Annotated in this window: 17 protein-coding genes and 1 tRNA gene; 7 read left to right on the plus strand and 11 right to left on the minus strand. The window is 44.1% G+C overall.

Annotation, left to right across the window (positions count from 1 at the left end):
• Positions 1 to 12 precede the first annotated feature (12 nt).
• Positions 13 to 2,379 (minus strand): BamA/TamA family outer membrane protein, encoded by a 2,367-nt coding sequence (locus tag ACKI5J_RS18080; RefSeq protein WP_407431022.1) that lies wholly within the window; start codon positions 2,377 to 2,379, stop codon positions 13 to 15.
• Between ACKI5J_RS18080 and ACKI5J_RS18085 the strand changes: the two genes are divergently transcribed.
• The 3 genes from ACKI5J_RS18085 to ACKI5J_RS18095 all read left to right on the plus strand — a co-directional run bounded on the left by ACKI5J_RS18085 (position 2,370) and on the right by ACKI5J_RS18095 (position 3,461).
• The gene (locus ACKI5J_RS18085) at positions 2,370 to 3,116 is read left to right on the plus strand and encodes a TrmH family RNA methyltransferase (RefSeq protein ID WP_407431024.1); all 747 of its coding nucleotides are present in this window, start codon (positions 2,370 to 2,372) and stop codon (positions 3,114 to 3,116) included. The genes ACKI5J_RS18080 and ACKI5J_RS18085 overlap by 10 nt on opposite strands.
• A 63-nt stretch (positions 3,117 to 3,179) precedes the next feature.
• Positions 3,180 to 3,250: transfer RNA gene (locus tag ACKI5J_RS18090), tRNA-Cys, on the plus strand.
• A gap of 31 nt (positions 3,251 to 3,281) precedes the next feature.
• A complete protein-coding gene (locus tag ACKI5J_RS18095) occupies positions 3,282 to 3,461 on the plus strand; it encodes a spore protein (protein WP_106293454.1) in 180 nt (59 codons plus the stop codon).
• Between the two features lie 77 nt (positions 3,462 to 3,538).
• Here ACKI5J_RS18095 and ACKI5J_RS18100 read toward each other — a convergent pair whose 3' ends face one another.
• The 6 genes from ACKI5J_RS18100 to recQ all read right to left on the minus strand — a co-directional run bounded on the left by ACKI5J_RS18100 (position 3,539) and on the right by recQ (position 10,166).
• Positions 3,539 to 3,751 carry a cysteine-rich CWC family protein gene (locus ACKI5J_RS18100; RefSeq protein ID WP_407431026.1) on the minus strand — a complete coding sequence of 71 codons (213 nt, stop codon included), beginning with the start codon at positions 3,749 to 3,751 and terminating at the stop codon, positions 3,539 to 3,541.
• Between the two features lie 6 nt (positions 3,752 to 3,757).
• Positions 3,758 to 4,444, minus strand: a complete 687-nt coding sequence (locus tag ACKI5J_RS18105; RefSeq protein WP_407431176.1) for a response regulator transcription factor — start codon at positions 4,442 to 4,444, stop codon at positions 3,758 to 3,760.
• 100 nt (positions 4,445 to 4,544) lie between these two features.
• A complete protein-coding gene (locus ACKI5J_RS18110; protein WP_407431028.1) occupies positions 4,545 to 5,642 on the minus strand; it encodes a redoxin domain-containing protein in 1,098 nt (365 codons plus the stop codon).
• Positions 5,639 to 7,102, minus strand: a complete 1,464-nt coding sequence (gatB, locus tag ACKI5J_RS18115; RefSeq protein WP_407431030.1) for an Asp-tRNA(Asn)/Glu-tRNA(Gln) amidotransferase subunit GatB — start codon at positions 7,100 to 7,102, stop codon at positions 5,639 to 5,641. The genes ACKI5J_RS18110 and gatB overlap by 4 nt, the downstream gene beginning before the upstream one ends.
• A gap of 65 nt (positions 7,103 to 7,167) precedes the next feature.
• Positions 7,168 to 7,977: a 3-deoxy-8-phosphooctulonate synthase gene (gene kdsA, locus ACKI5J_RS18120; protein WP_407431032.1), complete on the minus strand. Its 810-nt coding sequence runs from the start codon at positions 7,975 to 7,977 to the stop codon at positions 7,168 to 7,170.
• Positions 7,977 to 10,166: a DNA helicase RecQ gene (gene recQ / locus ACKI5J_RS18125; RefSeq protein ID WP_407431034.1), complete on the minus strand. Its 2,190-nt coding sequence runs from the start codon at positions 10,164 to 10,166 to the stop codon at positions 7,977 to 7,979. Before recQ ends, kdsA begins: the two co-directional genes overlap by 1 nt.
• 93 nt (positions 10,167 to 10,259) lie before the next feature.
• On the opposite strand from recQ, the gene ACKI5J_RS18130 reads away from it, so the two are divergent.
• Together ACKI5J_RS18130 and ACKI5J_RS18135 are read left to right on the plus strand one after the other, a co-directional pair.
• A complete protein-coding gene (locus tag ACKI5J_RS18130; RefSeq protein ID WP_407431036.1) occupies positions 10,260 to 11,225 on the plus strand; it encodes an SIS domain-containing protein in 966 nt (321 codons plus the stop codon).
• 14 nt (positions 11,226 to 11,239) lie between these two features.
• Positions 11,240 to 12,322, plus strand: a complete 1,083-nt coding sequence (locus ACKI5J_RS18135; RefSeq protein ID WP_407431038.1) for a mannose-1-phosphate guanylyltransferase — start codon at positions 11,240 to 11,242, stop codon at positions 12,320 to 12,322.
• 69 nt (positions 12,323 to 12,391) lie between these two features.
• On the opposite strand, the gene ACKI5J_RS18140 is transcribed toward ACKI5J_RS18135, so the two are convergent.
• The 4 genes from ACKI5J_RS18140 to ACKI5J_RS18155 are packed head-to-tail and all read right to left on the minus strand — an operon-like array spanning position 12,392 to position 18,291.
• A complete protein-coding gene (locus tag ACKI5J_RS18140; protein WP_407431040.1) occupies positions 12,392 to 12,991 on the minus strand; it encodes a hypothetical protein in 600 nt (199 codons plus the stop codon).
• Between the two features lie 55 nt (positions 12,992 to 13,046).
• Positions 13,047 to 14,357: a dihydrolipoamide acetyltransferase family protein gene (locus tag ACKI5J_RS18145; RefSeq protein WP_407431041.1), complete on the minus strand. Its 1,311-nt coding sequence runs from the start codon at positions 14,355 to 14,357 to the stop codon at positions 13,047 to 13,049.
• Positions 14,358 to 14,403: 46 nt separating this feature from the next.
• On the minus strand, positions 14,404 to 15,651 hold the full coding sequence (locus ACKI5J_RS18150) for a competence/damage-inducible protein A (RefSeq protein ID WP_407431043.1): 1,248 nt from the start codon (positions 15,649 to 15,651) through the stop codon (positions 14,404 to 14,406).
• A 3-nt stretch (positions 15,652 to 15,654) separates the two neighbouring features.
• On the minus strand, positions 15,655 to 18,291 hold the full coding sequence (locus ACKI5J_RS18155; RefSeq protein WP_407431045.1) for a putative LPS assembly protein LptD: 2,637 nt from the start codon (positions 18,289 to 18,291) through the stop codon (positions 15,655 to 15,657).
• Between the two features lie 76 nt (positions 18,292 to 18,367).
• On the opposite strand from ACKI5J_RS18155, the gene ACKI5J_RS18160 reads away from it, so the two are divergent.
• Complete coding sequence (locus ACKI5J_RS18160; protein ID WP_407431047.1) at positions 18,368 to 19,177, plus strand: N-acetylmuramoyl-L-alanine amidase; 810 nt, start codon at positions 18,368 to 18,370, stop codon at positions 19,175 to 19,177.
• Between the two features lie 20 nt (positions 19,178 to 19,197).
• Entirely contained in the window at positions 19,198 to 20,142 is a 945-nt protein-coding gene (locus ACKI5J_RS18165; RefSeq protein WP_407431049.1) for an MlaD family protein, read from the plus strand.
• The last annotated feature ends 10 nt before the right edge of the window (positions 20,143 to 20,152 follow it).

Raw genomic sequence — 20,152 nt, forward strand, 5'->3', positions numbered from 1 at the left:
GGAGGGACCGAGTTAAAAGGGCATTCCGATGCCGAAATTATACTGAAGGAAGCGGTATCTATCCGGAGAATTGGTTTGGATATACTCGTCCTTGAAATCTTTTCTGGCTTCGCTGCTAAACAAGTGTCTGATGACCCAATTGTCTGATCCGGTGAACTGTGGATCCTTAATCTTGGCTCCCACATCGAACCGGAACACAAAATACTGAAGATCAAAGCGTAAACCTGCACCTGCACCGAGAGCAAGCTGATCGAAGAACTTGTCGAACTCAAACCGTCCTCCGGGAACATTCGCTTTATCATCTAATCTCCAAACATTTCCATAATCCACAAACGTTGCTCCTTTGAGCTTAGACCCAAAGAAATTGTTCATAAGTTTGAATCTGTATTCCAGATTTCCCTCGAATTTGATCTCGCCAAACTGATCCAGGTAAGTCAGGTTTTTTCTGGTTTCCTCATCTTTTATAATACTTCTGTTGTAGTTCCCGGGACCAAGCGTTCTCGCCTGCCATGCTCTCACTCCGCTGGATCCACCCGCGTAGAAATTGCGCTCAAACGGCAGTGCGTCGGAGTTACCGTACGGCAGTGCCACTCCAGGGTTGATTCTCGCGACAAATTGCCGCTCACCGCCAAGCGATTTATAAAACCTTAAGTCGACTTCCGTCTTTGCATATTGAAGATATGGCAGACCCATAAAGGTGCGAAAGCCATTTTCATCCTGATGAAAGCGGAAAACGTTCGCCAGCAGTCCTAATGAATTGCCGCCTATGTCAAAAAAACCTCTGAAGTAAAAAAAATTGTCGTAGGTATTGAGTTTCTGCGCATTCAAAGTAAAATTATACTGTGAACCGATGTTGAGAAAGCGGCGGTCATTCGTTTGCACGTATAGCAAGTTTCCACTTTTGTACAGGCTGTCTTTAAATGCCGCATCAAGCCTTCCATCCCTATACTCGATGTTGATTGGTGTAAAGCTGTGCAATCGGCTCTTACTCTGCGTCCAGTCGTAACTTATGGAATTAATGAACAACCTGTTTCTAAATGCACCTGGCTGATCAAAGATCTGCATACTACTGGAAATAGTAGTATGAGGGAGCCCGGCCCTGTAGTTTTCTCTTACGTGGAACGGCGCAACTATACGGGGAATAATCAGATTGGCGCCAATCTGTATGTCCCGGTTAAAAATGCGGCTAAAAAGTTTTTTATCCCTGGAATCGAACAGGATACCGTAACGGAATTTAATATCGAGGCGCTCAGCCCCTCCAAACAAGTTTCGGTTCGTATAGGTATTTCCGATATTAAATCCATTCCTGCCTGAGTTAAATGTATACTCCCCTTCTACTCTGTTGCTGTTTCTTTTTAAGGGAGTAATCTCCATTCGCGCATTCAGATGGCTGCTATCAGGATCTTTCTCGTATTCTATCTTAATATTGCGGAATACGTTCAGCTCATATAAGCGGTCATAGGTCAGGTTTTCATTCGCTACACTATACTTTTCTCCCTTATTTATAAAGATATACCGGGTCAACTTATCGAATTTGAATCGGTGTGAGTAATCTTTGAAGTAATATTGCGAATCCACTATAGCGCTATCCGGTGCTCTTCTGCCAAAACGGATATTGCTGTTTTTGATATCAATGGTGGTGTTCTTCAAATGATAGACCTTATGAGCCACCTTTCCCGGAGGATTGTATACATTCAGTTTCAGATCTACCTGACTCGAAAGCAGCGTACTGTCTGCATCAACATGTATATACGGCTTTAAGAAGTCATAATACCCGTTAGACTTCATCAAGGTAAATATGCTATTGATCTCATACATAATGGAGTCGACATCGTAACGATTTCCGGCATGAAGCCTGCTGAAGCTTTCGCGATTTTTGAGGTACAAGTCGCGTACCGCACTATCCGATATAGCGTGATTTACATTACGGACCTTAAAAGAAGGACCCGGCACTGCCAGAAAGGTGATATAGGCCTTTTTATTCTTCACCCTTATCTCGCTGGTAACCGCTGCGTTAAAAAAGCTTTTATAGGCAAGAAATTTCTGTATTTCGCGACTTGAGATGTCTACCAATGAGCTGTCGAGTAGCCGTGGCGCTTCCCCAATGTTCTTGATACGATCAGCCCTGTATCTGCCATTGCTGGTGTTAAACATATTGTAAAGGGCGAGGTTTATTCTCGAATTGGGTCTTATCTCTTGCTGTACGTACTGGTATGCGTCCTCGGAAAAGTCCTTATTGATCCCCTTAAGCTTAACATCCTTAACGAGTGCCTGGTCATCGTTCAGATACCTGGTGGCGGAACATCCTGATAAAATAACTGTTAAAAACAGTATACTTGCACCCAATAAAACAACAACGTAATCTTTATATGCTTTCAAAATCTCAAATCAGTTTTGTAAATGCATTACACTTAAAAAAAAACAGAAAAGACCAGGGTCTCTTTCTGGTAGAAGGCATTAAATCGATTTCTGAATTCATTAATTCGAAATATCAGGTAGATTCAATTTATTGCTCAGGTTCATCCCTTAAAAAGTTTAACGACTTGTCCCCCAGCATTAAACTACATGAAATAAGCGAACCGGAGCTTAAAAAGATCAGCACGCTTAATACGCCTCAGGATGCCCTTGCAATTATAAGGATTCCTGAGAAAACCCCCATAAGATCAGAAAGTTTTCTCGATAAGTATACTTTAATCCTTGATGGGATCCAAGACCCTGGGAATCTTGGCACGATCATACGAACGGCAGACTGGTTTGGCTTCTCACAGATCGTTTGCTCAGAAGATACCGTCGAGGCGTTTAATCCGAAGGTGGTACAGGCGTCTATGGGATCTCTGTCCAGGATGGCTGTGCACTATGTAAACCTTCCGTCCTTCATCCAGGAGCTGCAATTGCCTGTATACGGTGCGTTGTTAGAGGGAGAGTCCGTTTATACGGCTAAATTTGACCGGCCGGGGCTGATTGTCTTGGGTAATGAGGGCAAAGGAATTTCAAATGGCGTCATAGAGCTGATAACCGATACGATCACAATTCCCAAGTTTGGCAATGCAGAATCGCTGAATGTCGCGGTTTCAGCATCTATAATTTGTTCGGAAATAAAAAGGAGAGGTTTATAAATTCTTTGTAAATAATTGTTGTGGGGTACCAATAAATTATTATTTTTGCACTCCCTACAAAAGGGTCGGATGGCCGAGTGGCTAGGCAGAGGTCTGCAAAACCTTCTACAGCGGTTCGAATCCGCTTCCGACCTCACAGGAATTAAAAAAATTAAAAAAAAGACAATGGGAGTTACACGTTTAAAGAGAAAAGATAGAAAAAACAAAACGGTTTCACGCCTTGAAGTTCAATTTCTAAAGATTGGCCGTAATATTGAGGTAGGAAGCCGCTCTCAGGAATCTGCTTCTAGCCAGGTTGCTAAGAACAATGCTGTTCTTGCTCAGATCGAAGCTCAGGCTAAGTAAGATATTTTCTGTTTTACAGATAGCAAAAAGCCGGATAATTATTTTATCCGGCTTTTCTTTTTAAGGTATTTTGACGGTTATGCTCCTAACCCCAATTGTGCCTTCTGGTAGACCTTCCTCAGCTCAAGTAAACAGGAAGCGCATAGACATCCCTCATGGCTCTCGCCGATAAACTCAATTTCATCAGGAGTTAACTGCACTGCACTGCATTGACACCTGGTATAGGCATTCGATCTGCATTCGATCCGTGCAGAACAGCGTTCACAGCTGATGATCTCATGCTTGATCATTGCGTTTTAAATATCAAATTTATAACCTACACCTTTAACTGTCGATATGTAGTTATCACCCAATTTCTCGCGAACCTTGCGGATATGTACATCTATGGTACGGTTTGTAACAACTACAGAGTCTTCCCAAATATTCTTCAAAATCACCTCTCTGGTATAGACTTTTCCGGGCTTCGAAGCAAGTAAATAAAGCAGTTCAAACTCTTTTTTAGCAAGAGAAATACGCTCTCCCCGCTGATAAACGAGATAAGTTTCGCGGTCTATAACAAGATCACCTATTTCAATCTTATTCTCTACGATATCTTCGGTTTGATTGTTTCTCCTGAGAATAGCATTTATGCGACTAACGAGCGCGCGGGATTTAATAGGTTTAGCGATGTAATCGTCTGCACCTACGTTAAACCCTGCTATTTCTGAATATTCTTCGCTACGGGCAGTAAGAAATACCATGAACGTAGACTTAAAGTCGTTCATTGACCGCATAATCCGGCAAGCTTCGATACCGTCCATCTTTGGCATCATCACATCGAGGATGATAAGGTCCGGATGAACCCGCTTTGCCTCGTTAATTCCCTCCTGACCGTTACTGGCTGTGTAAACCAAATAGCCTTCCTTTTTGAGATTATATTCTATTAGCTCCCGGATGTCTGGCTCGTCATCAACGATTAGAATTTTTTGTTTTGAACTCATGATTTTCGATTACAGCGCTAATGTAGCAGGAATAGGATACCTCAAAGTTAATACAATATTAAGTTATTGTTAACAGGACAGATATCTTAACAAGTTCTTGAGCTCAATTTAATGTTTTTTTCAGGAATTCTTCAAGTGCCCCGCCACGCAGGTTCTTGGCGATGATTTTTCCCGAAGGATCTATCAGGAACGAGGCAGGGATAGCTGAAACCTGATATTGCCTGGCAGCCTCGCTGTTCCATTGATTAAGCTCGGAAACGTGAGGCCAATCCAGCTTATCAGCTTCGATTGCTTTTATCCAATCGGCCCTGTCGCCGTCCAGCGAAACGCCAAACACCGTAAAGTTTTTGTCTTTAAAAGCATGGTATTGCTTGACGATATTGGGGTTCTCTTGTCGGCACGGCACGCACCACGACGCCCAAAAGTCGAGCAAGACATATTTCCCTTTAAAGTCCGACAGTTTCACGATGTGCCCGCTAGGTGCCGTCCCCTGGAAATCAATAGCCGGCTGACCCTTGGCGATTGGTTTAACCTTATTCATCTTGGCTATGAAGTCTTGCACCGGCTTATTGCCTGGAAACTTATCTTTCAAATTTTGAGCATAGGCTAAAAGCGGTTCCTCATATTCTACCTGATCGAGCATACTCATGGCATAAAAACCCGCAAGATTATCTTTATTTTCTTCTGCAAAAGAAAGGACCTCAATACTAAAAGCTTTCATATTATCATCAAACTTCGGACTGAATTCCTGCATGAGCGCTTCGCGATCACCTGGGTTAGCGGACGAGCGCCGGTCAAACTCAGTCTTCAGATCGATAAACACCTTCCCGTATTTGCCATTTATTTTGTTAAGTTCTTTGAGTTTTTCAGCATCTGAGGAACCTTCAATTTCATAATCGCCTACAGAACTGGCATAGTCCGCACTAAACTTGAGCTTGTCACCATTCTGCGCAAGTAGCAAATAGTTTTTCGCATCAGCGACGATATAAAAGAAATCAGGCTCCGGAGAAGGAACGCGGAACCGGAACTCCCCCTTTTCATTTACGACGGCGGAATCGACAAGATCATTCCCTTTGAAGATTCGTACTTTGTTGAGGTTTCCTGCATTCCGAAGGGTACCGTCGATTGTAAAGGCCGTTTTATTCTGGCATGCAGATGCAACCAGGCTTAAGGCAACGAGGAGTACTACTATTCTATTCACTTTAAAGATTCTAATTTTTCTAAAAGAAGTTTGTTCGCAGCTTTGGGATCTATCTTACCCTTTGAGATCTTCATGATCTCACCCATGAATAAACCTAAAACGCCCTTTTTGCCTTTATGGTATTCAGACACCTTGGCAGGATACTTTGCAACTGCCTCATCTACGAATCCAATGAGTTCGCTGTCATCAGTGTCGATGATCAGGTTGAGCTCCTGTACAAGCTGACTAACTGACTTGTCGCTTCCTGAAACAAGTGCAGGGAACAATTGCTGGACAGCGGCTGTATTGTTGATCTTGGAAGACTCCACAAGCGACAATATTTCTGCGATTGGTGTCACATACGACTCTAGAACGGAGAAATCTTTCCCATTCTCGTTAACATACGACTGAAGCGGACCGTTTATCCAGTTAGCAGCGGCTTTATAGTAAGGTGTCTGCGTAACAAGTTGTTCAAAGAAGTCGGCTACCGTCTTATCCGATGTTAATAGAGAAGCGTCGTAATGGGACAGCGAGAACTCATCTGAATATCTCTTGATTCTTTGTTCAGGCAGCTCCGGAAGCTCGCTTTTAAGCTGCTGGATCCATTCCTCGGATAATTCTAAAGGCGGGAGGTCGGGCTCAGGAAAATACCGGTAGTCGTTTGCCATTTCTTTCGAACGCAGAACGGACGTTATTCCGGTTGCTGCGTCGAAATTCAGGGTATTTTGGTCGATATGTTCTCCTCGCTCAACCAGCTTCACCTGTCTTTTGAATTCGTAGTTGATGGCCCTTTGCAGGTTGCGGATGGAATTAAGATTCTTGACTTCGCATCTGGCTCCGTATTCTTCAGAGCCCTTGGGTCTAACGGAGATATTGGCATCACAGCGTAAGCTCCCCTCCTCCATATTACCATCGCAAACGCCCAGGTACCTGACGATCTTACGAATTTCCGACATATAAGCTGCTGCTTCTTCTGCAGATCTCAGATCAGGTTCGGAAACGATTTCTATAAGCGGAACACCAGCTCTGTTCAGATCGATCAGCGAGTATGTACTGTCTTTGTCGTGCATGCTTTTACCCGCATCCTCTTCCATGTGGATCCGGTTGATCCGGATGTCTTTTTCCGTCCCGTCCTTTAACCTGATGGTTATGTATCCCCGCTGACAGACAGGAATCTCGTCCTGTGTAATCTGATACCCCTTCGGAAGATCGGCATAGAAATAGTTTTTGCGGTCAAAGCGGTTGTACTTATTAATAGTGCAATTCGTTGCCCATCCCATTTTTACTGCGTAGGCCACCACCTTTTCATTGATCTTTGGCAGTGTTCCGGGTAAGCCAACCGAGATAATGCTGGTGTGCTCATTAGGACCGGCACCGAAAGATGCAGGATCCGATGAGAAGATCTTGCTGTTTGTTAAGAGCTGCGCATGGATTTCAAGTCCGATAACCAGATCATATTTCGCCAGAATTTCCTCTGTCATATGTAATGTACTTTATTAAGGTTAAAGCTGATATCAAATATTTTATCATTTGCGGGAAGGATGGCTTACAGTGCCTGCCTGATCCGTAGAAGTTTCTCGAGAAGTTGCTCCAAAGAATCCAAGTGGAGCATATTAGCACCATCTGACTTTGCGTTCAGAGGATCAGGATGGGTTTCAATGAACAGCCCGTCTGCTCCCACGGCAATTGCCGCCTTAGCGATGGTTTCAATCAGTCCGGGCTTACCGCCAGTAACGCCATTCGGTTGGTTTGGCTGTTGAAGAGAATGCGTACAATCCATCACAACAGGGACGTCAAAAGAGCGCATTTCGGGAATCCCCCTAAAATCAACGATGAGATCCTGGTACCCAAATGTATTTCCTCTGTCTGTGAGAATTACTTGTGAGTTGCCAGAATCCCTGACCTTCTCTACAGCGAAGGACATTGAGCTTGCAGATAAGAACTGCCCTTTCTTGATATTGATAAACTTACCTGTTTTAGCGGCAGCAACGAGCAGATCGGTCTGACGGCACAGGAACGCAGGAATCTGCAACACATCAACATAGCAGGCAGCCATTGCTGCCTCATTGCTTTCATGAATGTCGGTAACGGTGGGAATACCGAACTCATTGCCCACCTTGGCCAATATCTTGAGTGCTTTCTCATCACCTATTCCGGTAAAAGAATCCACTCTCGATCTGTTTGCTTTCCTGTATGAACCTTTGAAGATAAAGGGAATGCCCAGCCTGTCGGTGATATTAACAATCCGCTCAGCTATCTTCAGGGCCATCTCCTCCCCTTCAATAGCGCAGGGACCAGCCATAAGGAAAAAGTTATTGGTATCGGTATGTTTGATACCTGGAATTTGATTAATCATTAGTTTCCTAATTCTGATAAAAATTTAATTCGCATGAGCTGCAGCTCCTCACGAGTGTAGTCGTCGGATCCAAGTTCCTTCAATGCGATGTCTATTGAATCCACTTCGGATGACCGGAAGTAGTCAAAAGCCTCATCCTGCCGGTCCTCATCGATCATCTCATCTATGTAATAATTCAAGTTAAGCTTGGTGCCCGAATTGACGATGGACTCGACCTCCCGCAGGATATCTTCGTAGGATATACCTTTTGAAGATGCGATATCCTCAAGGGCGATATGCCGATCTATATTTTGTATGATTGAAACTTTGAGGGCAGACTTGTTTGCAGCACTTTTTATGATCAGGTCTACCGGCCTGTCTATCTCATTTTCCTCGACATATTTGCTGATCAGTTTCACGAACGGTGGGCCATACCTAACCGCTTTTCCGGCACCTACTCCTTGAATCTGCTTAAGCTCCTCAATAGACACTGGATAGTGGATACACATTTCCTCTAATGAAGGATCTGAGAATATGACATACGCAGGCAGGTTCTTTTCTATGCCCACCTTCTTACAAAGATCTTTAAGCATCTTGAAAAGCTCGGTGTCAATAGTCCCGGCAGCTTGCTGATCGGTATCATCAAAATCATCATCCATGGATCCCAGTTCCCGGTTCATCACAAACTTAAGAAAATGAGGGCTATCAATGAAGCCACTGCCTGATTTGGTCAGTCGCAGCAGGCCATAGTTATCTATATCTTTTGACAAGTAGTTGTTGAGAAGTGCCTGGCGCAATAAGGACTTCCAGAAAAGCAAGCCATCTGCCTTTCCGCTTCCGAAATAAGGAAGCTTGTTATGCTGATAAGCGCTGACCTGAGAGGTATCAATACCCATGAGAATATTCAGAAGGTGAATGTCATCGAACTTCTCCCCTAACTCACGAATCATGATCAGCGTACTTCTAAGCTTCTCTGTCGCGTCAAAATGGGTACGCTCCGCCCTGCAATTGTCACACATAGATCCGCAACCGGCCTCATCAAAGTTTTCCCCAAAATAGTGCAAGATCTGCTTTCTCCGGCACACGGCCGACTCCGCATAATCAATTACCTCCTTCAGGATCTGCGTACCGATCTCCCGTTCAGAGACTGGCTTATCTTTCATAAACTTAGCCAGCTTGTCGATATCCTTTTCAGAATAGAAAGCAACACAGACACCCTCACCACCATCTCTGCCGGCCCTGCCAGTCTCCTGATAGTAACCTTCCATACTTTTGGGTATGTCGTGGTGGATCACATAACGAACGTCCGGTTTGTCAATACCCATTCCAAATGCGATAGTAGCAACGATAACATCGACATCTTCCATCAGGAATTTGTCCTGCGTATCGGCCCTGGTTTTTGGATCCAGGCCCGCATGATAGGGCAATGCCTTTATGCCGTTAAGCTTTAACGCCTCAGATATTTCTTCAACCTTCTTCCGGCTGAGACAGTACACGATACCCGACTTTCCGGTATGCGACTTAATAAATCTTATAATTTCTTTAACGACGTTCCGTTTCGGTCGCACCTCATAATAAAGATTATGACGGTTGAAAGATGACTTAAACAGCGTCGAATCAGTCATTTGCAGGTTTTTAATAATGTCCTGCTGTACCTTTGGAGTAGCAGTTGCCGTAAGTGCAATAATCGGGATCTGGTCACCTATGTTACTGATGACCTGTCTGATTTTTCTGTACTCAGGCCTGAAATCGTGCCCCCACTCCGATATACAGTGGGCTTCATCCACCGCCACAAAAGATATCGTGATAAGCCGGAGAAAATCGATGTTCTCCTGCTTGGATAATGACTCTGGCGCAACGTAAAGTAACTTCGTTTCGCCGCTAAGTACATCATGTTTAACTTTTGCTATTTCAGATTTATTTAATGAAGAGTTTAAGAAGTGTGCGATGCTTTCTGTCCCCCCGAACCCCCTCAATTGGTCCACCTGATTTTTCATCAGGGCGATAAGCGGCGATATAACTATAGCCGTTCCTTCACTCATCAACGCGGGCAATTGGTAACATATTGATTTACCTCCGCCCGTTGGCATTATTACAAATGTGTCTTTTTTCTGTATTATGTTGGTGATTATCGCTTCTTGCTCGCCTTTGAAATTATCAAAGCCAAAAAAATTCTGTAAATTATCAAATAATGATTTCTTGATCTCCATCGTCCTCTTCGGAAAAATTTAGAAAACCTAAACTTAACCCCAAAATAACATATTTTTGCCGTTAATATGTATCTATTTCTAAAATAAATCTCCTTGGAAGCTCCACTAAACGTGCTTGAGACAGCAAAACGAACACTACAGATTGAACTTGACGGAGTTTCCGGATTACTGTCAAAACTCAATAATGACTTTACTGTGATAATAGAAACGATACTTCAATTGAGAGGTCGCGTTATTGTTACCGGAGTGGGAAAAAGTGCTATTATCGCACAGAAAATCGTAGCCACATTTAACTCTACGGGAACACCATCGGTGTTCATGCACGCAGCTGATGCCATACATGGTGATCTGGGTATCATCCAGGATGAGGATCTGGTGATTTGTATCTCCAAAAGCGGCAATACGCCCGAAATAAAAGTTCTTGTCCCTCTTTTAAAACTCGCCGGCAGCAAGCTTATTGGCATGGTTGGCGACCTGAATTCCTATCTGGCGCACAACGCTGATCTGGTACTGGATACTACAGTTGAAAAGGAAGCCTGTCCGCTCAACCTCGCACCTACATCCAGCACGACGGCCCAGATAGTAATGGGAGACATTATGGCTGTCTGCCTTTTGGAATCCAGAGGGTTCAGCAGGTCGGATTTTGCACGCTATCACCCAGGCGGCACCCTCGGAAAAAGGCTATACCTGAAAGTAAGCGATCTTTACATTAATAATGAAAAGCCGAGTGTACGCCCTGACGCCTCCATTAAGGAAGTTATAATAGAAATAACTAAAAACCGTTTAGGTGCTGTAACCGTACTCCGGGGAGAGGATATCTGCGGGATCATAACAGATGGTGATATTCGAAGAATGATGGAAAAATATGATTCTGTGGGTCATCTGCAGGCTCAGGATATTATGTATAGTGCACCAAGGACGATTGAAAGCGAAGAACTCGCCGTCAACGCCCTTGCGATGATGCGGGCAAATAATATCACACAATTAATAGTTTTAGAAGCTGGAATTTACAAAGGTATTATACATTTGCACGATTTATTAAGAGAAGGAATTATTTAACCAATTGAGCGAAAATGAAGAACTTTTATGCCATTATAATGGCAGGAGGTATTGGCAGCAGGTTCTGGCCTATAAGCCGTTCCGCCCATCCTAAACAATTTTTAGATATCCTCGGTACCGGAAAGACACTTATTCAACAGACGTACGAACGATTTTTAAAGATAATTCCGGCTGAGAACATATATATAGCCACAAATGACATTTACATTCCGCTTGTCAAGGAACAGCTGACAGGGATTTCCGAGGAGCAGATTCTGGGCGAACCCATCATGAAAAACACAGCGCCCTGCATCGCTTATGCGAGTCATAAGATCAGCTTGCTGAACCCTGATGCAGCAATTGTGGTGTCACCTTCTGATCATTTGATCCTGGACCAGGAAGCATTCAGTAAGGATATCCTTTTATCACTGGAAGCTGCTTCAGGAAACAATTGCCTGATCACCCTGGGGATTAAGCCTTCAAGACCTGATACTGGATATGGGTATATTCAGTATACCACCCAAACCATCGGAAATTCCTTTCACAAGGTTAAGACCTTTACTGAGAAGCCGAATTTCGAGCTGGCGCAAACTTTCGTTCAGAGCGGAGACTTTTTATGGAACGCTGGTATTTTTGTCTGGTCGGCCAGATCGATTTTAAGCGCCTTAAATGAATTCCTGCCAGACATGAACGACATATTCAGGGAGGGTGCCAGTAAGCTAAACACAGAGGCTGAAAATGCGTTCATTCACCATGCCTACTTCCAGTGCACCAATATCTCAATTGACTATGGCATTATGGAGAAGGCGTCAAACGTTTATGTGTTACCAACAGACTTTGGATGGTCTGATCTGGGTACCTGGTCATCGGTATATGAATTGGCCGAAAAAGACTATGTGGGGAATGCTGTAATCCCTTCGCAAAACGTCATGATGTATGATTCGTCAAACTGTATGGTGAAAGTCCCCAAAGATAAACTTGTGATCTTGCAAGGCTTGGACGACTATATTGTTGTGGAATCGAATAATACGCTTATGATATGTCAGAAATCACATGAGCAACACGTAAAACAGATCGTAACGGATGTGAAGTCAAAATTCGGAACGTTATATATTTAAGACATGCATGAGGGAAGCGGTTCTGCATATATCTGAACCGCTTCCCTCATGTATGAGCGTGGCAATTATCTAGCCTTTATGCTTGTAATGGCGACCCCCTATGAATTTGCTTACTCCAAATCCAAGAACCCAGGTGTCATAAGACTTCCATTTAACGTCGTAGGTGAGCTCACCAACAACTTCCCAACCACCATGGAGATGGATGCCATAGTCGACTCCAACAGTAGAAAGAAACAGATTTTCTTCTTTGGTGATTTCATCACCGACTCCCACCATCAGACCCAGGTGGTTTCCGGGCTTATAAGTGCCCACAACTTTCGTAGCAAAGGGTCTTGAGCGTTCCAGCATTTTATGATCCACCTGATGGAGGTGCTCTTCGACTGTAAAATCTTCGAGGATCAAATCATTATGCAGACCAAGCGCCCAATGCTTATTAATCACGTAGTCGGCATTGAAGGCCCATGACGGCATCATTAACCATTTCTCCTCGCCGGCCTGAACTCCTTCATGGATGTGTGCGTGACCAAGAGCCAGGGTGATTTTGTAACCCTTTTCTTCCGTCTGCATCGGCTTGTGACCCTGTGGTTGTGCAAATGATGGTTTGCTTAAGGCCAGGAAGGAAATGCAGGCGATGAAAGCTACCGCTGAATTTAAATTATAGAATCTCATGTATTGAACTTTTTACAAAAAGAACAATTTTGTCGCGGAATAAAAGTGATGAGAATTATATTTCACAATTGCTGTCCCAGTTTTCGAGATAATCAGCCACCCGTTTGATGAACATGCCCCCTAAAGCACCGTCGACTACACGGTGGTCATAAGACATGGAGATAAACATTTTGTGCCTGATGGCAATTACGTCGCCAAATTCAGTCTCCAATACCGCAGGTTTTTTCTGAATTGCACCAACAGCCATTATCGCTACTTGCGGCTGGTTGATTATAGGAACTCCCATAACGTTACCAAACGAGCCGATATTGGTCAGGGTGAACGTCCCATCCTGGACCTCATCGGGCAGTAACTTGTTTGCACGTGCACGGGCGGCCAGATCATTAACGGCTCTGGTCAAGCCAATCAGATTAAGCTGATCTGCGTTCCGGATAACCGGCACGATTAAGTTACCACTTGGAAGTGCTGCAGCCATTCCGATATTAATGTTCTTCTTTTTTATGATCTTGTTGCCCTCAACCGAGATATTGATCATGGGCATATCTTTTATAGCCTTTGCTACTGCCTGAATAAATACCGGAGTAAAGGTAATTTTCTGCCCTTCCCGTTTCTCAAAAGAAGACTTAATTTTTTCTCTCCATTTAACAATATTGGTAACGTCAGCCTCAATAAACGATGTAACGTGTGGCGCTACCTGCTTGCTCATGACCATATGATCAGCGATAAGCCTGCGCATACGGTCCATTTCGATGATCTCATCGGCACCATTGGAGACGGTGCTTTGCTGCGGAGGATACGGGGCTTTATAGGAACTGGTATTCCTGTGAGGTTCCGGTGCTGGTGCCTGGGCTGACTTTTTCTTATGCCCTTTTATGTAATCGAGAATATCCTGCTTGGTTACACGTCCATCGGAGCCTGTTCCTGTAATATGATCAAGCTCTTCGAGAGATATACCCTCTTCAGCAGCGATGCTCTTAACAAGCGGAGAATAAAAGCGGGATGAGTTTTCGTAACTGACTTTAGCTTCCGAAGGGGCAACCAGGAGATCAAGACCCGGAGGCTCAGGCGCAGTTATTGCCGCTACTGACGGTGCCTGAGCACTTTCGCTATCGTTTGTTACATTATCTGCTGTTTCGATTACAGCGATCACAGAGCCTACATGGACAATATCATCAACTTTTACGGTTTGCGATATTAACTTTCCGGAAACCGGTGAGGGAACTTCTGAGTCGACCTTATCTGTCGCGATCTCGACTATAGTTTCGTCTTCATGAATCGTGTCACCTGGATTCTTTAACCATCTGATGATGGTAGCTTCGGCAACACTCTCACCCATTTTCGGAAGAACTAATTCAAATTGAGCCATACGAGTTGTAATTGGGTATAGCTGCAAAATTAAACCTTTTTAGCACTTAGTTGTGTTCTTCCTTAACTAATTTAAGCAGTAATACGATTGAATTTATTGCTGCGCGTTCAATATTTTGAGTTCTGCGCCCCGAAAAGGAGTACTTACGGCTGATGGTCTTGTTCTTCCCCGAAACGGCAACCCACACAGTACCAACCGGCTTAGCCTCGGTTCCACCACCCGGTCCGGCCACTCCACTTATGGCGATAGCATAATCAGCGTTAAAGTTCTTTCCTGCTCCTTTTGCCATCTCCAGAACTGTTTCCTCGCTAACCGCGCCGAAGGTTTGCAAGGTAGCATGCTGCACATTAAGCAGCTTTTCTTTCAGCTCATTCGAGTAAGTAACAGCCCCCCCTAGGAAGACATTGCTTGCACCGCTGTGCTGAGTAAACAGATGAGACAGGAAGCCGCCCGTACAACTTTCAGCTACTGTGAGCGTTAGATTTTTCTCCTTTAGAAGGTTCATAGCAGCGATTTCAAGAGGTATATCCTCACTGACGATAACATATTCGGGAATCCGGGCGGTGATCTTCGTAACGTACTGCCTGATCTCGGTAGATAAAGCAGCTCCGTCCAATCCGTAAGCACTCAGGCGAAGCCTGACCTGTCCTAGTTTCGGCAAATAGGCCAGATGAATATGCGGCGGCAGGCTGTCTTCGATATCAGCTATCGCCTCTGCAAGAAAGGACTCTCCGAGACCAGCTGTTAATATGGTATGATGGACGATGGCTGAAAGATCAAAATGAACTTTCACTCTTGGCAATACCTCTTCTTCAATCAGATATTTCATTTCAAAGGGAACACCCGGGAGAGAAACATATATATGCCCTCCTTCTTCAAACCACATACCTGGGGCCGTGCCGTTCTGGTTTTGCAGAACGATAGCGTTCTGCGGCACATCAGCTTGTTGTTCATTGATTGCCAGCAGGGGCCGGTTTGATTTCGCGAAGATCCGCTTCACGTTTTCCAAGGCGCCTTCATCGCGTCGGAAACCGACACCAAAGTAATCTGCGAGCGTTTTCTTGGTTATATCATCCTTCGTTGGTCCCAGCCCCCCGGTAATGATGATCAGCTCGGCCCGTTGCGAAGCCGCTCCAAGAGCCTCCAGAATATGGTCTTTGCTATCGGATACGGAAGTAATTTGCTTTACGCTGATCCCATGATCATTCAACGTCGTAGCAATCCAGGCGGAGTTGGTATCAACGATCTGACCAATTAGAATTTCGTCTCCAATGGTGATAATTTCTGCTGACATGACTTAATAATTTAGTGGTAAGGCACTTCGTCTTCTAAGCTTGAGATCCTGAAGAATGGATGCTCTGACGCGTATGTCAAAGCTGTAGCTTTTGTACCTTCCGAAAGGTGTCCAACCAAACGACATGTCCCAGCAATGCAGATCACGGTTTATACTGAACCGTGTTAAACTGATTTCTTTTGCCCGGAAATCATAACCTGAGTTGAACACTACTTTCCATTTGGGCGTAACACTTAAATCGCCATTGAAGTTAAGCGTGTTGGTGATGAAAGAACGCAGTCCGTTGTTTGTATAGTTAAAACTATAAGCAGCGCTGAAGTTCCATGGAACCGTAAAGTCCACATAGTAGTTCGGATTGTTCAGGATATTGCGGATGTCCTGTTGTTGCGAAGGCGTGATATTGGGATCATCCTGACGTTTCCGAAGTTCTTCATTCCGTTCTCTTAGTGCGGAAGAGTTGAAGCTGAAGTCGGTTGAGAGTGACAAAGATGACAATCTGGCCAGCTTCCCATCTTTAATCAGGAATTTGTTGATCCTAACCGGATAACCTTTTTCATTCATAACCTGATAAGGGTCAAAACTACCGGAAAAGTTGATACCTATTTTTTGTTTAAAAAATGCGGTCCTCCCACCAAAGCTTATCGTCGAGAGCTTCAAGGAGTCGGCCGCAAAATTATAATTTCCGGAAAATGTTAGCCCTTGTATAATAGGAATTTTCTCGAACGCATTGCTGGTGTCGCTCTTGGCTTTTACCTTCGCTTCTATGTTATTGTCTATTGAGAAGCCAATAGATGCACTCCTGCCCCGTCCGGGACCGCCATACATCGTCCCTTCAAAGCGGGAATAGCGGCTAACTCTTTTAACGGAATCGTTTACCGCAAAGCCATTCGTGGCAATATCTCTATAAAAGCCAAAACGGGGATCGCTGAAATCGGGCGTATAATTAAAGTTGACTGAGGGTGTCATGACGTGGCGCAAGGCTACCAGATTACCCTTTTTAAACGTCTTCATTCCATATATCTTGGTAGAAAAACCACCATTAAGGCTGTAGTTATAGTTTCTTGCAAAGCCGGGGATGGTATCCGTCGTTACTGTAGAGTCGCCCTCCAAACTTTTACTCACCGTCTGAAATGACCACCGTTCAGAGTAATTCACCCCAGTATTGAACTGTAAGAACTTCAGGACGTTCATCGATAAGCTGACCGGAATATTGTGCTGCATCCCATTTTGGAACTTTTGTAAATTCTCTTTCTTGAACAGCCCTTCTTCCGGGCCGTTGAATGTATTGGAACCTTCCAATGTATACCCGACAGCAATTCGTTGAAACCATTTCTGCTCCCCTACACGATCTTTCCTATCGAACGGATTAATCGTAGTCATACTCAGGTTGAACGAAGGAAGCGTCAGATTTACCGTCTTCGCACTGATATCCTGGGAATGCCTCAGTGCCGAAGTGAAGTTAAATAGCCCATCAAAGAAAGTACGCCCGTATGCAATACTGGAAGACATACTGTTCCTTACAATGGAATTATAATCATACGTTCCCGAGGCAGCGGTCTGTTGAAAATAAGAGCTTGTCCCGAAGTTCACATTCGCACTCAGAGTAGTTCCAGGGTTGGCAGACTGATCCTGTGAGTGAGACCATTGCACATTGAACTGTTTCGAAGCTGTATTACCGGCTGTTCCCTCTATCGCGTTTGGACTCTTGATCGAAGAAAAACTAAGATTTACACTTCCGCTGTATTTGTAGTTTACCTTGTATCGTGCAGCAGTGTTAATATCCCAGGAACCTTTACTGTATATCGTGCCCAAAATATCCGCATCCCAATAATCGTTGATACCCAGATACCAGCCTATACCCTGCATATAGAAGCCCCTGTTGGCGTCTTCTCCAAAACTAGGGAAGCGAAATCCGGATGCCCGTTTGTTCATCTTAGGAAAAAACCCAAAGGGCAGCCCCAAAGGAATGGGTATATGTTCAATCTCCAGATAAGCAGGCCCGCTGATCACCTGTTTGTCGGTTACAAGTCCTTTCGTAATATGGATACCGAAATGCGTATGTGGTTCCGGAAGGTTACAGGTACTGTAAATGCCATGTTTCAGGGAAACCTCATTATATTCGTTCTTCTTTGATTTCCGCGCCTGGATAAATCCGCCGTCCATGGAAGTAGCCGTACCAAACAGTGTCCCCTTTTTGGTTTCGAAATTAAAGAACAGAGAATCCGTCGTCACGGGGTTATCCGCCCCTTGTTTGAATATAGGCCTTCCGCGATATACGTTATATTTGTCGTTTCTACCTCTCGCGAATAACAGCTTATTCTTCTGATCAATGCGAATATAATCAGCATCAAGCTCTAAATCTTCATAGGCAATCCGCCCGTTTCCATATAAATAGATGATATTCCCGTCTATGCTGAAATTGATAGAATCCACTGCAGTGTATTGAATCTCGGAATTAAGGCCTGTAGCAGACTTTTTGATAACAGAATCCGTTCTAAGAGAGTCCGGTCTGACTGAGTCAACTACTGCAGAACGAGTTCCTGATGTATCAGTTCTATTTGCTGGCGGACGATTTAATGCTGGTTGGGCGCTTAGTTTGAAACTAAACAGCAATAAAAAGAGAATGTGTATGTTTCTCACAAAAAGGCTTCTGACGAATTTTAAATCTGACAATGAATTGTACTTTTGCAAATATATTCTTACAACTCCAAAATTAATGAAAATATTACCATTGAAGAGATCGATTTACGCTATACTCCTTTTGATACTGGCATTTCCCCTTGTTTCATTCGACTATAACTCCAAAAATGCGCCTTATCGTATAAAAACAATCGTAATTGACGCTGGTCACGGTGGCCGAGACGGAGCAACAAGAGGCTTGTTCGCTAAAGAAAAAGACGTTGCCCTACAAGTAGCACTTCGTCTGGGCAAAGCGATATCAGAAAATAACAGCGATATTAAAGTGGTATATACCCGGGAAGAGGATGTGTTTATTCCGCTCTACGAACGGATAGGCCTGGCAAACCGGGTCAAGGCGGATATCTTTATATCCATACACTGTAATTCCATGCCTTTCAATATGAGGAACCGGACGGCGACCAAAGGTGTTGAGACCTTCGTATCCGGATTCAATAGACTGGGAGAGCAAAACACTGCTATCAGGGAAAACGCTTCCATACTTCTGGAAAAAGATTATAAAGACAATTACGATGGTTATGATCCAAACGATCCTGAAAGTTTCATTATCTTTTCCCTGCTAAAAAATGCATATCGTGAGCAGAGCATCCGTTTGGCAACATTGGTACAGGATGAGTATAAAGCAGCGGGGCGCGTCAACAGAGGGGTAAAAGAACAAAGCCTTGCAGTGCTCGCTAAGGCGGGAATGCCTGCTATATTGACGGAAATCGGCTTTATAAGCAATCCTCAGGAAGAAGAGTACATGACCTCCGAAAATGGTCAAAACGAAATTGTATCTTGTTTGTTAAAAGCAATTCAAGCCTACAAGAAGCAGGTGGAACTTAATTAAACAGATATTACCGAACATTTATGAAGATTACTAACGAAACGAAAGTTGGAATCCTGGCTACAGTTGCTATAGCTGTCCTGGTCATTGGTTACAGCTTTCTTAAGGGGAACGACGTCTTTTCTAGCGAACAAGAATTTTATGCTTCCTATGACAATGTTGAAGGTCTTGTCGTATCAAACCCAGTCTTCGTAAATGGCTATCAAATTGGTCGTGTATCTAAACTGTCGCTGGTTGAATCCGGAAAAATTGTTGTTCAGTTGAAGATCAATCCTGATTACCAGATCCCAATCAACACCATAGCACGTTTAGAAAGTACAAGTCTACTCGGTGGAAAGGCGATAGTGTTCGATATTGGAAACAGCAAGCAGTATGCGCAAAATGGAGACACCCTACAGGCAAACATTCAGCAGAACCTGATGCAGCAGGTAAAGCCGGTTCAGGAAAAGGCAGAGGCAATGGTTGGAAGGCTTGATTCTATCCTTACATCGCTTAATAGCACCATCAATCCGGAGTTTCAGCAAAACTTCAACAGAAGCTTCGCCAGTATCGCCAATATTCTGCGGACGCTGGAGGCTACAACTCAAAAAGTTGACGGCATGGTAGGTGAACAGAGCAACCGCCTGACCAGCATATTCGCCAACCTGGAGTCAATCTCTGCCAATTTCAAAAACAATAATGCTAAGGTGACCGGAATAATGACGAACCTCGAGAACATCACCGACCAGGTGGCACGGTCTAATTTCGAGCAAACTATCAAGAATACTGACAAAGCCGTTGCCGATCTGCAGCTTGCCATAAACAAGGTGAATAACGGTCAGGGTTCCATTGGTAAACTCGTAAACGACGATAGTTTATACAACAATCTGAATAACGCAGCCAAGAATCTTGATAACCTGATGATCGACCTGAAAGCACATCCAAAAAGATATGTCAGCTTCTCCGTATTCGGAGGAAAAAAGGATTAACGAATGAGTA

Origin of the sequence: Arcticibacter sp. (assembly GCF_045629565.1) — a bacterium.
Lineage (GTDB): Bacteria > Bacteroidota > Bacteroidia > Sphingobacteriales > Sphingobacteriaceae > Arcticibacter.

Excerpts from the sequence above, each read along its gene's own strand:
- ACKI5J_RS18085 (WP_407431024.1), top strand. The coding sequence starts at position 2,370 with ATGCTTTCAAAATCTCAAATCAGTTTTGTAAATGCATTACACTTAAAA.
- ACKI5J_RS18095 (WP_106293454.1), top strand. The coding sequence starts at position 3,282 with ATGGGAGTTACACGTTTAAAGAGAAAAGATAGAAAAAACAAAACGGTT.
- ACKI5J_RS18100 (WP_407431026.1), bottom strand. The coding sequence starts at position 3,751 with ATGATCAAGCATGAGATCATCAGCTGTGAACGCTGTTCTGCACGGATC.
- gatB (WP_407431030.1), bottom strand. The coding sequence starts at position 7,102 with ATGACAGAGGAAATTCTGGCGAAATATGATCTGGTTATCGGACTTGAA.
- kdsA (WP_407431032.1), bottom strand. The coding sequence starts at position 7,977 with ATGATTAATCAAATTCCAGGTATCAAACATACCGATACCAATAACTTT.
- recQ (WP_407431034.1), bottom strand. The coding sequence starts at position 10,166 with ATGGAGATCAAGAAATCATTATTTGATAATTTACAGAATTTTTTTGGC.
- ACKI5J_RS18135 (WP_407431038.1), top strand. The coding sequence starts at position 11,240 with ATGAAGAACTTTTATGCCATTATAATGGCAGGAGGTATTGGCAGCAGG.
- ACKI5J_RS18140 (WP_407431040.1), bottom strand. The coding sequence starts at position 12,991 with ATGAGATTCTATAATTTAAATTCAGCGGTAGCTTTCATCGCCTGCATT.
- ACKI5J_RS18145 (WP_407431041.1), bottom strand. The coding sequence starts at position 14,357 with ATGGCTCAATTTGAATTAGTTCTTCCGAAAATGGGTGAGAGTGTTGCC.
- ACKI5J_RS18150 (WP_407431043.1), bottom strand. The coding sequence starts at position 15,651 with ATGTCAGCAGAAATTATCACCATTGGAGACGAAATTCTAATTGGTCAG.
- ACKI5J_RS18160 (WP_407431047.1), top strand. The coding sequence starts at position 18,368 with ATGAAAATATTACCATTGAAGAGATCGATTTACGCTATACTCCTTTTG.
- ACKI5J_RS18165 (WP_407431049.1), top strand. The coding sequence starts at position 19,198 with ATGAAGATTACTAACGAAACGAAAGTTGGAATCCTGGCTACAGTTGCT.